Below are 13,558 nucleotides of genomic sequence, written 5' to 3'. Positions count from 1 at the left end.
GGTGTCAGACCTTCTTGGCGTCTTCTGCCGGTTTCGTCAGGTCCGGAACCGGAGCGCCGACCGCCTCGTCAAGGGCCTCCGCGTCCGCGGAAGCCTCCGGGGAATCGGAGGACTCGGTTGCCGTGGCGGACTCGGTCGCGTCGTCGGCCCCGGGCTCCACGACCTCTTCCCGGCCCGGACGGGACCGCGCCGAGAGGACGAAGTAGAGCACCGCGAGGAGGAAGACGCCGAGCGCGGTCCAGTTGTTGAGGCGCAGGCCCAGGAAGTGGTGGGCGTCGTCCACCCGCAGGTACTCGATCCAGAAGCGGCCTACGCAGTACGACGCGACGTACAGCGCGAACGCCCGCCCGTGTCCGAGGTTGAACCGCCGGTCCGCCCAGATCACGAGGACCGCGACGCCGATGCACCACAGCGACTCGTACAGGAAGGTCGGGTGGTACGTCCCCGGCACCCGCCCGTCCGTCGCGGATGTGATCTTCACGGCCCACGGCAGATCGGTCGCCTTGCCGTACAGCTCCTGGTTGAACCAGTTGCCCCAGCGGCCGATGGCCTGGGCGATGGCGATGCCGGGGGCGACGGCGTCGGCGTACGCAGGGAGCGGGATACCCCGCCTGCGGCACCCGATCCAGGCACCGACCGCGCCGAGCGCAATGGCACCCCAGATACCGAGGCCGCCCTCCCAGATCTTGAAGGCGTCCACCCAGTCACGGCCGTCGCTGAAGTACAGCTGGTAGTCCGTGATCACGTGGTAGAGCCGGCCGCCGACGAGGCCGAAGGGCACCGCCCAGACGGCGATGTCGGCCATCGTGCCGGGCCGTCCGCCGCGGGCGACCCAGCGCTTGTTGCCGAGCCACACCGCCACGAAGACGCCGATGATGATGCAGAACGCGTAGCCGCGCAGCGGAATGGGGCCGATGTGCACCACACCGCGCGAGGGGCTGGGGATGAAGGCAAATTCCATGGCAGGGTCGACGCTACCCTGCCGGATGGGAGGGGCGGCAACCCCCACGGCTACGGCTCCATAACGGGAGCCCCGCACCCGCCCCCGGCACGGCCCTATTTGTTCGCCGCGTCCACCATCTGCGTCAGCTTCTGCGGGGTCAGTGGGTTCTGCTGGTCGCCGTAGACATTCTTGCCGTCGAGCAGGATCGTCGGGGTGCCCTGGAATTTGCCGGCCTGGAAGGCCTTGTTGGACTGGGCGACCCAGCTGTTGTGCGTCCCGTCGTTCACACACTTCTTGAACGTGTCCGTGTCCAGCCCCGGCACCTTCCCGGCCAGCTCGATCAGCTTGGGGTTGCTGGCGAAGGCGTCGTCGGTCTCGGCGGGCTGGTTCTCGAAGAGCACGTCGTGGTACTCGGTGAACTTGCCGGCCTCCTGCGCGCACGCCGCCGCGTTCGCCCCGTGGAGCGAGCCGCTGCCGCCCAGATTGCCGTCGATGAGGGTCGCGAAGTGGTACTCGACCTTCAGCTTTCCGCTGCCGGTCAGCTCATGGATCGTCGAGCGGTACATGTCCTCGAACTGTTTGCAGACGGGGCAGCGGAAGTCCTCCCAGATCGTGAGGGTCGACTTGGCGGTGTCCTGGCCGACCGGAATGGCCAGCGAGTCCTTGCCGGTCGCCCCCTTGGGCGCGACCACCGGCCCCGAGGTGTTGCCCTTGCTGCCGCCGGTGTTCGCGGCGATCACTCCGATGACGGCCGCCAGCGCGAGGACGCCGACGACGGCTCCGCCCACGATCAGGCCCCGGCGCCGCTTGTCCCGGCTCTTCTCGCGCTGCCGCTCGGCGGCCAGCCGCTCACGCGCAGTGCGCTTTCCCTCACGGTTCTTCTCACTCACACCCCGCCAACGAACCGGGGAGGCACCAGCGTGCCTCCCCGGTCCCAGGTCCACTCGGACGAGTTACGCGCCCCGTGAGGACTACACGCCGCGCCGCACTCCCCGCCGCACGCCTCGCGCGAGATCCCCCGCCAGCGCCCGCACCGCGTCGAGGCCCGCCGCGGCGTCCGGCGCGTCGAGCATGCGCTTGACGAAGGCCGAGCCGACGATGACGCCGTCCGCGAAGCCGGCGACCTCGGCGGCCTGGTCGGCGTTGGAGACGCCGAGGCCGACGCAGACCGGCAGGTCGGTGGTGGCGCGGGTGCGCCGCACCAGGTCCTGCGCCTGCGCGCCGACCGACTCCCGGGTGCCGGTGACGCCCATCAGGGACGCCGCGTAGACGAAGCCGGAACCGGCGGCCGTGATCTCCGCGAGCCGCACGTCCTTGCTGCTGGGCGCGACGACGAAGACGGTGGTGAGTCCGTGCTTCTCGGCGTGTTCGCGCCAGTGCGCGGACTCCTGGACGGGCAGGTCGGGCAGGATGCACCCGGCGCCGCCCGCCTCGGCAAGCTCGGTGGTGAACCGCTCGACGCCGTACCGGTCGATCGGGTTCCAGTACGTCATCACGAGGACCGGCTTGCCGGTGGCCTCGTGGGCCTCGCGGACCGTGCGCATCACATCGGCGATCTTGACGCCGCCGCGCAGGGCGATGTCGTCGGCGGTCTGGATGACCGGCCCGTCGAGCACCGGGTCGCTGTGCGGAAGGCCGACCTCCACGATGTCGGCGCCGCCGTCGAAGACCGCCTTGACCGCCTCGATACCGCCGTCCACCGTGGGGAAACCGGCCGGGAGGTAGGCGATGAGGGCCGCGCGGTTGTCGGCCTTGGCGGCGGCGAGGGTGTCGGCGAGCAGCCGTCCCTGGCCACCGCCGGAACGCGCCCCGCTGGAAGATGCCCCGCTGGAAGGTGTCCCGCTCACTTCGCGTCCCCCTGGATCTCGGCGGAGCCGCCGTTCGCGTCCGCCTCGACGGCGGCGTCCGTGTCGTACAGGCCGAAGTAGCGCGCGGCGGTGTCCATGTCCTTGTCGCCGCGTCCGGAGAGGTTGACCACGACCAGCCCGTCGGGGCCCAGCTCGCGGCCCACCTCCAGGGCGCCCGCGAGCGCGTGGGCGCTCTCGATGGCCGGAATGATGCCTTCGGTACGGGACAGCAGCCGCAGCGCCTGCATGGCCGCGTCGTCGGTGACGGCCCGGTACTCGCCGCGCCCGCTGTCCTTGAGGTACGCGTGTTCGGGGCCGATGCCCGGGTAGTCGAGGCCCGCCGAGATCGAGTACGGCTCGGTGATCTGGCCCTCCTCGTCCTGGAGGACGTAGGACCGGGAGCCGTGCAGGATGCCGGGCTCGCCCGCGGTGAGGGTCGCCGCGTGCTCCCCGGTCTCGATGCCGTGCCCGGCGGGCTCGCAGCCGATGAGGCGTACGGAGGCGTCGGGGATGAAGGCGTGGAAGAGGCCGATGGCGTTGGAGCCGCCGCCGACGCAGGCGACGGCCGCGTCGGGCAGCCGCCCGGCCCGCTCCAGGATCTGGCGGCGCGCCTCGACACCGATGACCCGGTGGAAGTCCCGGACCATCGCGGGGAAGGGGTGCGGCCCGGCCACGGTCCCGAACAGGTAGTGCGTACGGTCCACATTGGCGACCCAGTCGCGGAACGCCTCGTTGATGGCGTCCTTGAGGGTGCGGGAGCCGGACTTCACGGCGATGACCTCGGCGCCGAGCATCCGCATCCGGGCGACGTTCAGCGCCTGCCGCTGGGTGTCGATCTCGCCCATGTAGATGGTGCATTCGAGGCCGAACAGGGCGCAGGCGGTGGCGGTGGCCACGCCGTGCTGTCCGGCGCCGGTCTCGGCGATGACCCGGGTCTTGCCCATGCGCCGGGTGAGCAACGCCTGCCCGAGCACATTGTTGATCTTGTGGGATCCGGTGTGGTTGAGGTCCTCACGCTTGAGGAACATCCGTACGCCACCGGCGTGTTCGGCGAACCGGGGCACTTCGGTGAGCGCGCTGGGCCGCCCGGTGTAGTGGACGAGCAGGTCGTCCAGCTCGGCGGCGAAGGCGGGGTCGGACTTGGCCTTGTCGTACTCGACGGCGACCTCGTCCACGGCGGCGACGAGCGCCTCGGGGATGAACTTGCCGCCGAAGGCGCCGAAGTACCCCTCGGCGCTGGGAACGGTCCCGTCGGGATCGGGAAGGAAGAACTCACTGGACATGCGGTACCTCACGGGGTGCGTCGGGGCACCCTGGGTCTAGGTCTGACGGAGGTCGTGGAGGGGTGCCGGGGCGGTGCCCCGGCGCCGGCGCCATCGCTGACCGTTGACCTGACCTGGCTCGTCCCCGATCACGTACCGCACGCGCCGCCCGTGCACGCGCCTCGCGGGGGCGCGGCAGCCGCGGGGGCGGCAGCCGCGCGCGAGGCGGGACGAGATCGGCATGGCGGGATCAGCTCCTGCCGTGCCGGAGTGCCGGGTGGGCGCCCGCCGCGACGAGGTCGGAGACGGCGGCCCTGGGGTCCTTGCCGGTGACCAGGGACTCGCCGACGAGTACGGCGTCGGCACCCGCGTTGGCGTACGCGATCAGGTCGTGCGGCCCGCGGACGCCGGACTCGGCGACCTTCACGATCTCGTCGGGGATCTCAGGGGCGACCCGCTCGAAGGTGGAGCGGTCGACCTTGAGGGTCTTCAGGTCGCGTGCGTTGACCCCGATCACGCGGGCGCCCGCGTCCACGGCGCGCTCGACCTCGTCCTCGTCGTGGACCTCGACGAGCGGGGTGAGCCCGATGGACTGGGCGCGCTCGATGAGGGATTCCAGGGCGGGCTGGTCGAGGGCGGCGACGATCAGCAGGGCGAGGTCGGCGCCGTACGCGCGGGCCTCCCACAGCTGGTACGAGGTGACGATGAAGTCCTTGCGCAGGACGGGGATCGCGACCTTGGCGCGGACGGCCTCCAGGTCGGCGAGCGAGCCGCCGAACCTGCGCTGTTCGGTGAGGACGGAGATGACGGCGGCGCCGCCCGCCTCGTAGTCGGCGGCGAGGGCCGCGGGGTCGGCGATCGCGGCGAGGGCGCCCTTGGAGGGGCTGGAGCGCTTGACCTCGCAGATGACCTTGACGCCGTCACCGCGCAGCGCGGCCACGCCGTCCTTCGCCCGGGGAGCCTTCGCGGCGCGCTCCTTGAGTTCGTCGAGGCTGACGCGCGCCTGTCGTTCCGCGAGGTCGGCACGGACTCCGTCGATGATCTCGTCGAGCACACTCACGCGAGCGGACCCCTTTCCCTGACGGTGAACTGTGAAGCTGTCGAACCGGACGGGACCGAAAGCGGTTCCGGCGGTCCTTGCGATGGTATCCGCAGGACGCGGCCTGCCTCGCATCTGGTGGCGCGTGGTCCCATTACCTGGACGTTCTCCTGGTGATCAAGGATGCAGCCAGCCACCGAACGGCAGGTTCCGGACAATGGTGAAGAGCAGCACGAGGGCGCCCGCGCTCCACAGCACCGCCGGGCGCGGCACGATCCTCAGGGGCTGTCCCCGGGCCGCCCGGACGGCCCAGACGACCCACAGGACGGCGAAGAGTCCGTAGCCGATGACGGCGGGCGCGTTGGCGCCGAGCGCGGTCACCAGGTCGCCGTGGATGAAGGCGTGCGCGCTGCGCAGACCGCCGCAGCCGGGGCAGTAGATGCCAGTGAGGCGCAGCAGGGGGCAGGCCGGGTAGTGGCCGGGCTGGTTGGGGTCGACGCTGCCGACGTACGCGAAGGCGGCGGCGACCGAGCCGAGCACACCGACGGGGGTGAGGAGCCGCCGGGCGAGGTTGCCCCGGGGCGGGGCGGGGGCGAACGCGAGGTACGGGCCCTGCGGAGGCGGGAGCGCGTACGGGTGGCCGGGGGCCTGGGCGCTCTCGGGTTCGGCGGTCACGCGAGCATTCTGCCCCGGGGACGCACGGGGCGCGCGACGGGTGGGGGTACGGGTGTCGGTGCGGCGCGTGGGGCGGGTTCCGTACGCGCGGGAGGCGGGCGCCGGCGTGCTGCCGGGGCCCGCCTCAGGTGCGGTCTGCGGGTGTGCCGGGGGCTCAGCTCTCGGAGCCGGCGGGCTGCTGCGGACGGCGCTGGCCCATGCCCGCCAGGCGCATGGCACCGCCGACGAGGCCACCGACGGCGATGACGGCCATACCGACCCAGAAGCCGATCGCGTTGGCCATGACCATGAAGGCACCCGCGACGCAGAAACCGATGAAGACGATGATGACACCGGTCCAGGCGGCCGGGGTGTGACCGTGGCTGCTGCCCGCCATGGCTTGCTCCTCGTTGCTGTATGTGTGCTGCGTGTGTGCTGCACGTTTGGTGAGCCGGATGCTCGTCGCCCATTGTCCCGTACGTGGTCGCCGAGGGTGAGCGCGGGGTGGGGCCGCCGCGCGTCGTCAGCCCGTGGGGTCCTCGCCGCGGTCGAGGGCTTTCCAGATGTCCTCGGGGCGGTCGGGGTCGACGGTGGGGGCCTTACGGGGGCGGGGGGTGCCGTCGCGTTCGTAGCGGCCCGACATGGCGGGCCACCCGCTGCCGTAGCGCAGGGCGAGCAGGCCCGCGAGCAGGATCAGGAGGCCGCCGAGCGCGGCGACGTAGGGCCAGGCGGTGTGGCTGAGGTCGCTGATGCCGGCGATGCCGCCGCCGGCCACCTCCTCGGCCTTCCCGTCGAGTCCGGCGCGGTCGGCCGCGCCGATCAGGGCGGCGGCGATGGTGCCGGCGCCGCTGAGCGCGAGGAGCGCGGAGACCAGGAGGCGGCCGGAGCGGCGGACGGCGAACACGGCGACCAGGGCGGCGAGGCCGACTATCGCGAGGGCCGCGGGGACACCGGTGACGTCGCTGCCCTTGACGGTCAGCGGGAACGTTCCGCCCGGCACGATCGCCTTGCCGGAGGCCCAGCCCTGCCGCGAAGCGAGCAGCACGACGGCCGAGCCGACGGCACCGAGGAGGAGGGCGGCACCAAGTGTCCGTCCGACGGTGGACCGGCTTCGGGCGCCGGCACTCACACCGAGAGCGGCGTCGGTACCGGGGACGGAATGGGGCGGCACGGCAGAAGTCACCTCCCCACTATCCCGCAAGGACCGGAATGCCAGGAGACCGGGGGCAGAGGCAGAGGGACACCGCCGCTGACCCCGGCGGGGGGCTGAGCACCGCTGCGGCGGAATCCAACCCCGGCGGAGCCGGGACCCACACGGAGGTGGCAAGGCGACTCGGCACCGCCGATGACCCGACCGGGGGCTGAGCACCGCTGCGGCCGGAAGAGGATGTGCGTGCCCGGATTCGCCGGGAAAACAATCCCGCCGCAACCCTGCTCAGCCCACGGCGTGGACCCCGGCGGTGCCAAGCCGACAGAAGTGGCGGTGGGGTCGGTGTCGGCTACAGGCGGTTCGCTGTGTGGACCGCCCTCAGCACCGCCGCCGCCTTGTTGCGGCATTCCGTGTCCTCTGCCTGGGGGTTCGAGTCGGCCACTACCCCCGCGCCTGCCTGGACGTATGCCGTGCCGTCGCGCAGGAGGGCCGTGCGGATGGCGATGGCGGTGTCCGAGTCGCCGGCGAAGTCGAGGTAGCCGACGCAGCCGCCGTACAGCCCCCGGCGGGACGGTTCGAGTTCGTCGATGATCTGCATCGCGCGGGGCTTCGGGGCGCCGGAGAGGGTGCCTGCGGGGAAGCAGGCGGTCAGGACGTCGTACGCCGTGCGGCCGTCGGCGACGCGGCCGGTGACCGTGGACACGATGTGCATCACGTGCGAGTACCGCTCGACGGACATGAAGTCGACGACCTCGACGGAACCCGGCTCGCAGACGCGCCCCAGGTCATTGCGCCCGAGGTCGACCAGCATGAGGTGTTCGGCGCGCTCCTTGGGGTCCGCGAGGAGTTCCTCGGCGAGGGCCTGGTCCTCCTGCGGTGTCGCGCCCCGGGGCCGCGTACCGGCGATGGGGTGCACCATCGCGCGGCCGTCCTCGACCTTGACCAGGGCCTCGGGCGAGGACCCGACGACGTCGAAGCCGTCGAAGCGGAACAGGTACATGTACGGCGAGGGATTGGTGGCCCGCAGGACGCGGTAGACGTCGAGCGCGCTCGCCGTGCAGGGCGTCTCGAACCGCTGCGACGGCACGACCTGGAACGCCTCGCCCGCGCGGATGCGCTCCTTGATGTCCTCGACCGCCACCTGGTAGTCCGGGCCGCCCCACAGGGCGGTGAACGGCGGCAGTTCGGACGGCGGGAGCGCGGCGGCCGGCTGGGCGACCGGCCGCGACAGGTCGGCCTCCATGGCGTCGAGCCGGGCGACCGCGTCCGCGTACGCCTCGTCGACGCCCGTGTCGAGGTCGTTGTGGTTGATGGCGTTGGCGATGAGCAGCACCGAGCCGTCCCAGTGGTCCAGGACGGCCAGGTCGGACGTGAGCAGCATCGTCAGTTCGGGGAGCTTCAGGTCGTCGCGCTCACCGGGGCCGATCTTCTCCAGGCGGCGCACGATGTCGTACCCCAGATAGCCGACCATGCCGCCCGTGAAGGGGGGCATCCCGGAGGCCAGGTCGCGGGGGGTGTGCAGGGCCTCGACGGTGGTGCGCAGCGCGGCGAGCGGGTCCCCGTCGACGGGGACGCCGACCGGCGGGGTGCCCAGCCAGTGCGCCTGGCCGCCGCGCTCGGTGAGGGTGCCTGCGCTGCGGACGCCGACGAAGGAGTATCGCGACCACGACCTCCCGTTCTCCGCGGATTCCAGCAGGAACGTGCCGGGGCGCTCGGCGGCGAGCTTGCGGTAGAGCCCGACGGGCGTGTCCCCGTCCGCGAGGAGTTTGCGGCTCACGGGGATCACACGGCGGTCGCCGGCCAGCTTGCGGAAGGTCTCCAGGTCCATGGCCGGTGACCCTACTGGCCCAGCGGCAGGTCGCCGGAGTCGAAACAGGTCCGGTCGCCCGTGTGGCAGGCGGCTCCGACCTGGTCGACCTTGACGAGGACGGTGTCCGCGTCGCAGTCGAGGGCCACCGATTTCACGTACTGCGCGTGGCCCGATGTGTCGCCCTTCACCCAGTACTCCCGGCGGCTGCGGGACCAGTAAGTACAGCGGCCCGTCGTCAGGGTGCGGTGCAGCGCCTCGTCGTCCATCCAGCCCAGCATCAGCACCTCCCCCGTGTCGTACTGCTGGGCGATGGCGGGGAAGAGGCCGTCGGCGCCGCGCTTGAGGCGGGCGGCGATCTCGGGGTCGAGCGGACTGGGCGCGGCGGGCGTGCTGGTCATGTCTGCCATTGTGCGCGACGGGTACGACATCCCGGCGCCGCCGTCCGGTCGCTGGACGCCCCACCGGACGCCGCGGGTCGTGTCCTGACGGCGTACGTCCCGTGGCAGCGCCGGAGGCGTCGCCGTAGGCTGACGGCATGTCGACCCATGCCAAGCGTGAACGACTGCTCCTCGCCGACCTGTTGGAGGGTGCGGGCCCCGACGCGCCGACCCTGTGCGAAGGGTGGCTCACGCGCGACCTGGCCGCGCATGTCGTGGTGCGTGAGCGCCGCGCGGACGCGGCGGGCGGAATCCTTATCAAACCGCTGGCCGACCGCCTCGCGCGCGTGCAGGCCGAATTCGCCGCGAAGCCGTACGAGGAGCTGATCCAGCTCATCCGTACGGGTCCGCCCCGGTTCTCGCCGTTCGCGCTGAAGCAGATCGACGAGGTGTCGAACGCGGTCGAGTTCTACGTCCACGCCGAGGACGTACGCCGTGCCCAGCCGGACTGGACCCCGCGCCCTCTGGACCCGGTCTTCTCGGACACCCTGTGGTCACGCCTTGAGCGGGCCGCCCGGATGCTGGGCCGCAAGGCGCCGGTCGGTCTCGTGCTGCGGCGCACGGACGGCCAGACGGTGGTGGCGCACAAGGGCGCCCCGGTCGTGACGGTGACCGGGGAGCCGGGCGAGCTGACGATGTTCGCGTTCGGCCGCCAGGACGTCGCGGACGTGCAGGTGGAGGGCGACCAGGAAGCCATCGAGAAGCTCCGCGGTACGAAGCAGCTCGGCCTCTGAGCCGGGGCCACCGCCATAAGGCCGCCCCAGGGACCCTCCCGGGGGTCAGCGCGGTAGCTCCGCCCTGCGCACCGGCCCGCGCAGCAGCCCGTACACCCCGCCCAGGCAGACGAAGGCGGCGCTCGCCGTGAAGACCGGGCCGGTGCCCCACAGGCCGACGGCGGCGCCCGTCATGGGGAAGGTGAGCGGGGCGATGCCGAGGCTGAAGAACGTCGACACGGACATCACGCGGCCCACGAAGGCCGGATCGGACTCGGTCTGGACGAGGGCGCCGCACAGGGCGCCGCTGAGCCCGGCGAGCAGACCCACGGCGACGGCCATGGCGACGGCGGACCACACGGCCGTGGCCTGGGCCAGGCCCGCGATGGAGAGCGAACCGGCGACGGCGGTCAGGGACAGGACGAGCCCCGCGCGCGGGACACGTCCCCACACGGCCAGCGTCAGGGACGCGGCCCCGGCGCCCACGCCGAACCCGGCGAGGATCAAGCCCATGCCGGACGCGCCCCAGCCGCGCTCGTCGGCGAGGAGGGTGAGGCCGACGTTCAGCGGGCCGACGAAGCCGAGGTCGCTGAGGGCGATGACGACGAGGAGCGGGGCGAGGACGCGGCTGCGCCGGATGTGACGCATGCCGTCCGCGAGGTCCCCCCAGGCACCGCCGGGGCGCGTGTCGTCGGTCTTGGCGGGGAGGTCCCGGACGCGGAGGGACATCAGCAGGGGCAGCGAGGCGGCGAAGAGCAGCCCGGCGATCCCGAAGGCGGTGGCGGCGCCGCCGAGTGCGACGCAGAGGCCGCCCAGGGGCGCCCCCAGGACGTGGGCGACGCGTACGGCCATCCCGCGCAGACCCTGGACGCGGGCGAGCTGGTCGCGGGTGGTGATGCGGACCGGGAGGGCGCCGACGGCGGGCAGGAACACGGCGTCGACGATGCCGAAGACGATCGCGAGGGCGGCGAGCAGCCAGAGCGCGGGGCTGGTCGCGAGCAGCACGCCCGCGACCGCGACGACGGCGGCGCAGCGGACCGCGTCGGACGCGATGACGACCCGGCGCGGTCCGAACCGGTCGGCCAGCACGCCCCCGAAGAGCATCAGCAGGGCCCGCGGCACGGCGCTGACGGCCATGACGAGACCGGCCTCGGCGGGGGTGCCGGCGCGGACGGCGGCCCAGGACAGGGCCAGGTAGTAGATGTTGTCGCCGATCATCGACGAGGCGTAGGCGCCGAGCCAGCGCAGGACGTTGCCGTCGCGGTGGGCGGGGCGCGGAGACTTGCCTTCCCCCGCCTCCAAGTCCACGGGACCCGCCCCGACCCCGCTCCCGATCCCGTCCTCGGTCCCTCCCCCGATCTCGCCCTCGGTCCCTGTTTCCGTCCCCTGCGGCACGTGTGACATCCCCGTCCCCCCTCAGGCCCGGAACGGGAAGCCGTACACGTGGACCGCGACGTTCTCCCGTCCCTCGGTGTCGCCCGCGGCCTCGGCGGCCCTCGCGCGCTGGTCGGAGCGCCTGATCACGGCGTCGATCTCGGCGTTCAGCTCGGCGAGTTCGGTGGCGGTCAGGCGCTGCATGTACTCGGAGGCCGTGGCTGCGTTGCTCCACTCGGTGGGCCAGACACCCGTCTGGTCCAGATAGGAGCGGTACAACTCGGCCTGCTGCTCGAAGAAAAGGCGGGTGACGGCGGCCTTCACGGCGACCTTCTCGGGGGCGTCGCTGAAGTCCTCGTCGCGGAAGCTGAGGCCGTGCGAGGCCGGCTTCCACCAGCGCTCCCGGCCGTCCGTGCCCTCCCCCTCGGCCTCTTCGATCAGACCGTGCTCGGCGAGTTTGCGCAGGTGGTAGCTGGTCAGGGAGACCGCTTCACCGACCCCGTCGGCGAGTTGGGACGCGGTGGCGGTCCGGGCGATGAACAGCGCCCGGTACAGCCTCATCCGCAGGGGATGCCCGAACGCCTTGAGCGTTTCCAGGTCGGTGATACGTCGATTTCCCTCGCGTTCCGTCATGCGGGCAGCCTAGTTAGGAAAGAAATCTTGCGCAATATAAGTTGCGCAACTTTCCTTGCGGAACTGCTGGGCCGAACCCTGGACGGACCCTTCGGACGGACCCCGCCGGGCGTCCCGGAGTACCGTTGAACGCAAGGGATTGGTGGTCGTCGGCTGCAGAGGGCCTATGCGCGAGGATGATGCGGCACAGACCCCGGTCGGGGCGGTCGGCACAGTGACCGTGCCGATCCCTCCGGACGGTCCGGGTGAGGTGCTGGTGAGCGTGCGCGGCGGTTCGGAGGTCTACGCGGCCTGGTCGGTGACGCCGATCGGCAGAGGCACCCGTGTAGTTGTCGTCGACATGATCTCGGCGCGGTCGGTGAGGGTCGAACCGCTGCCGACGTGAGGGACGCCCGCAGGGCGTGTTCCCACCACGAAGCCATGAAGCCATGAAGCTTTGAAGCAGGTCAGGTGGTCTCCCATGTTGTTCTGGCAGGTTCCCGCACCGAATGAGGCGATGCTCATCTCGGGTTCCAAGCGGCAGGTGCAGGACACACAGTTCCGCATCGTCACCGGGCACGGCAGCTTCGTCATGCCCGTCAAGCAGAAGGCCCGCATGCTGTCCCTGGCGCTGCGTGAGGCGGAGATCGCCGAGGACTGCGTCACGCAGCAGGGCATACGCCTCGCGGTGCGCGCGGTATGCGTGTTCAAGGTCGGCGACGACGCCGTGTCGATCGCCAACGCGGCCCGGCGCTTCCTGTCCGAGCAGAACCGGATGGACGAACTGGTCGGCCGTATCTTCGCCGGACACCTCCGGTCCATCATCGGCGGGCTGACCGTCGAACAGATCATCCGCGAGCGCAACCGCGTGGCCCAGGAGGTCGTCGCGGGCAGCCACGGCGAGATGGAGAAGCTCGGCATCGTCGTGGACGCCCTTCAGATCCAGGAGATCGAGGACGCCACCGGCTACATCAACAACCTCGCGGCTCCGCACGCGGCGGCGGTCGCGAGCCAGGCGAGGATCGCCCAGGCCAGGGCCGACCAGGAGGCCACCGAGCGCGAGCAGCAGGCCGCCGCGCTGAAGGCCGAGTACGAACGGGACACCGCGATCAAGCGGGCCGGTTTCCTGGCCGAGACCGAGCAGTACAACGCCCGTGCGGCGCAGGCGGGCCCGCTCGCCCAGGCCAAGGCGACCCAGCAGGTCATCGAGGAGCAGACGGCTCTGGCGGAGCGGCAGGCCGGGCTAGCGGCGCAGCGTCTGGAGGCCGAGGTCAGGCGTCCGGCGGACGCCGAGGCGTACCGGCAGCGCACGCTCGCCGAGGCCAAGCGCGACCAGGTCAAGTTCGAGGCGGACGGCGGTGCCTACGCCGAGCGGACCCTCGCCCAGGCCCAGGCGGACGCGAACTCCGCGCGCGCGGCCTCGCTGCGCGACGGCAACCAGGAGCTGATCGCGGCCAACCGGGTCGTGGAGAACCTGCCGGCGCTCGCCGAGGCGGCGGCCCGCGCCATGTCCGGCGCGACGCTCACCGTCCTCAACGGCACCGACGGTGTGAACGAGGTGGCGGCCGGCGTGGTCGGGCAGGGCCTGGCGATCCTGCACTCGCTCCAGCCGGCGACTCCCCCGGCGGAGCCGGCGGACCCGGCGGTCAACGGCCGCCCGTCGCTCCGCGCGGCGGACAAGGCACCCGAGAAGAAGTGAAGAACGAGGAGGACCGGG

The 13,558-nt window shown here is 71.9% G+C and carries 16 protein-coding genes; 3 read left to right on the top strand and 13 right to left on the bottom strand.

Annotated elements, in window-relative coordinates; genetic code table 11:
- Positions 1-4: 4 nt before the first annotated feature.
- From lgt to hisI, 11 genes are all read right to left on the bottom strand, one after another.
- Positions 5-961: a prolipoprotein diacylglyceryl transferase gene (gene lgt / locus ACIQNU_RS06780; protein ID WP_401361625.1), complete on the bottom strand. Its 957-nt coding sequence runs from the start codon at positions 959-961 to the stop codon at positions 5-7.
- Positions 962-1,056: 95 nt separating this feature from the next.
- Positions 1,057-1,833, bottom strand: a complete 777-nt coding sequence (locus ACIQNU_RS06775; protein WP_401361623.1) for a thioredoxin domain-containing protein — start codon at positions 1,831-1,833, stop codon at positions 1,057-1,059.
- An 81-nt stretch (positions 1,834-1,914) separates the two neighbouring features.
- On the bottom strand, positions 1,915-2,790 hold the full coding sequence (gene trpA, locus ACIQNU_RS06770; protein ID WP_401361621.1) for a tryptophan synthase subunit alpha: 876 nt from the start codon (positions 2,788-2,790) through the stop codon (positions 1,915-1,917).
- On the bottom strand, positions 2,787-4,073 hold the full coding sequence (trpB, locus tag ACIQNU_RS06765; RefSeq protein ID WP_401361619.1) for a tryptophan synthase subunit beta: 1,287 nt from the start codon (positions 4,071-4,073) through the stop codon (positions 2,787-2,789). Before trpB ends, trpA begins: the two co-directional genes overlap by 4 nt.
- A 36-nt stretch (positions 4,074-4,109) precedes the next feature.
- Entirely contained in the window at positions 4,110-4,418 is a 309-nt protein-coding gene (gene trpM / locus ACIQNU_RS06760; protein ID WP_401361617.1) for a tryptophan biosynthesis modulator TrpM, read from the bottom strand.
- Positions 4,303-5,112, bottom strand: a complete 810-nt coding sequence (trpC, locus tag ACIQNU_RS06755; protein WP_401361615.1) for an indole-3-glycerol phosphate synthase TrpC — start codon at positions 5,110-5,112, stop codon at positions 4,303-4,305. Before trpC ends, trpM begins: the two co-directional genes overlap by 116 nt.
- A gap of 156 nt (positions 5,113-5,268) precedes the next feature.
- On the bottom strand, positions 5,269-5,631 hold the full coding sequence (locus ACIQNU_RS06750) for a DUF2752 domain-containing protein (protein WP_401362506.1): 363 nt from the start codon (positions 5,629-5,631) through the stop codon (positions 5,269-5,271).
- A gap of 289 nt (positions 5,632-5,920) precedes the next feature.
- Entirely contained in the window at positions 5,921-6,142 is a 222-nt protein-coding gene (locus tag ACIQNU_RS06745) for an HGxxPAAW family protein (protein ID WP_401361613.1), read from the bottom strand.
- 126 nt (positions 6,143-6,268) lie between these two features.
- On the bottom strand, positions 6,269-6,928 hold the full coding sequence (locus ACIQNU_RS06740) for a TIGR02234 family membrane protein (RefSeq protein ID WP_401361611.1): 660 nt from the start codon (positions 6,926-6,928) through the stop codon (positions 6,269-6,271).
- A 316-nt stretch (positions 6,929-7,244) separates the two neighbouring features.
- Positions 7,245-8,723: an anthranilate synthase component I gene (locus ACIQNU_RS06735; RefSeq protein WP_401361609.1), complete on the bottom strand. Its 1,479-nt coding sequence runs from the start codon at positions 8,721-8,723 to the stop codon at positions 7,245-7,247.
- An 11-nt stretch (positions 8,724-8,734) separates the two neighbouring features.
- On the bottom strand, positions 8,735-9,103 hold the full coding sequence (gene hisI / locus ACIQNU_RS06730) for a phosphoribosyl-AMP cyclohydrolase (RefSeq protein ID WP_401361607.1): 369 nt from the start codon (positions 9,101-9,103) through the stop codon (positions 8,735-8,737).
- A gap of 137 nt (positions 9,104-9,240) precedes the next feature.
- Here hisI and ACIQNU_RS06725 point away from each other — a divergent pair, with 137 nt between their 5' ends.
- Complete coding sequence (locus ACIQNU_RS06725) at positions 9,241-9,876, top strand: TIGR03085 family metal-binding protein (RefSeq protein WP_401361605.1); 636 nt, start codon at positions 9,241-9,243, stop codon at positions 9,874-9,876.
- 45 nt (positions 9,877-9,921) lie between these two features.
- On the opposite strand, the gene ACIQNU_RS06720 is transcribed toward ACIQNU_RS06725, so the two are convergent.
- Both ACIQNU_RS06720 and ACIQNU_RS06715 read right to left on the bottom strand, forming a co-directional pair.
- On the bottom strand, positions 9,922-11,157 hold the full coding sequence (locus ACIQNU_RS06720) for an MFS transporter (protein ID WP_401362503.1): 1,236 nt from the start codon (positions 11,155-11,157) through the stop codon (positions 9,922-9,924).
- Positions 11,158-11,271: 114 nt separating this feature from the next.
- A complete protein-coding gene (locus ACIQNU_RS06715; protein ID WP_401361603.1) occupies positions 11,272-11,862 on the bottom strand; it encodes an ArsR/SmtB family transcription factor in 591 nt (196 codons plus the stop codon).
- A 166-nt stretch (positions 11,863-12,028) separates the two neighbouring features.
- Between ACIQNU_RS06715 and ACIQNU_RS06710 the strand changes: the two genes are divergently transcribed.
- A complete protein-coding gene (locus tag ACIQNU_RS06710; protein WP_401361601.1) occupies positions 12,029-12,247 on the top strand; it encodes a hypothetical protein in 219 nt (72 codons plus the stop codon).
- 75 nt (positions 12,248-12,322) lie between these two features.
- Positions 12,323-13,540 carry an SPFH domain-containing protein gene (locus tag ACIQNU_RS06705; protein ID WP_401361599.1) on the top strand — a complete coding sequence of 406 codons (1,218 nt, stop codon included), beginning with the start codon at positions 12,323-12,325 and terminating at the stop codon, positions 13,538-13,540.
- Positions 13,541-13,558 lie beyond the last annotated feature (18 nt).

The organism is Streptomyces sp. NPDC091292 (genome assembly GCF_044757265.1).
In the GTDB taxonomy this organism is placed as follows: Bacteria; Actinomycetota; Actinomycetes; order Streptomycetales; family Streptomycetaceae; genus Streptomyces.
Note: the sequence above shows the minus strand (reverse complement) of the source record. Positions and strands in the feature narration are given on the sequence as shown.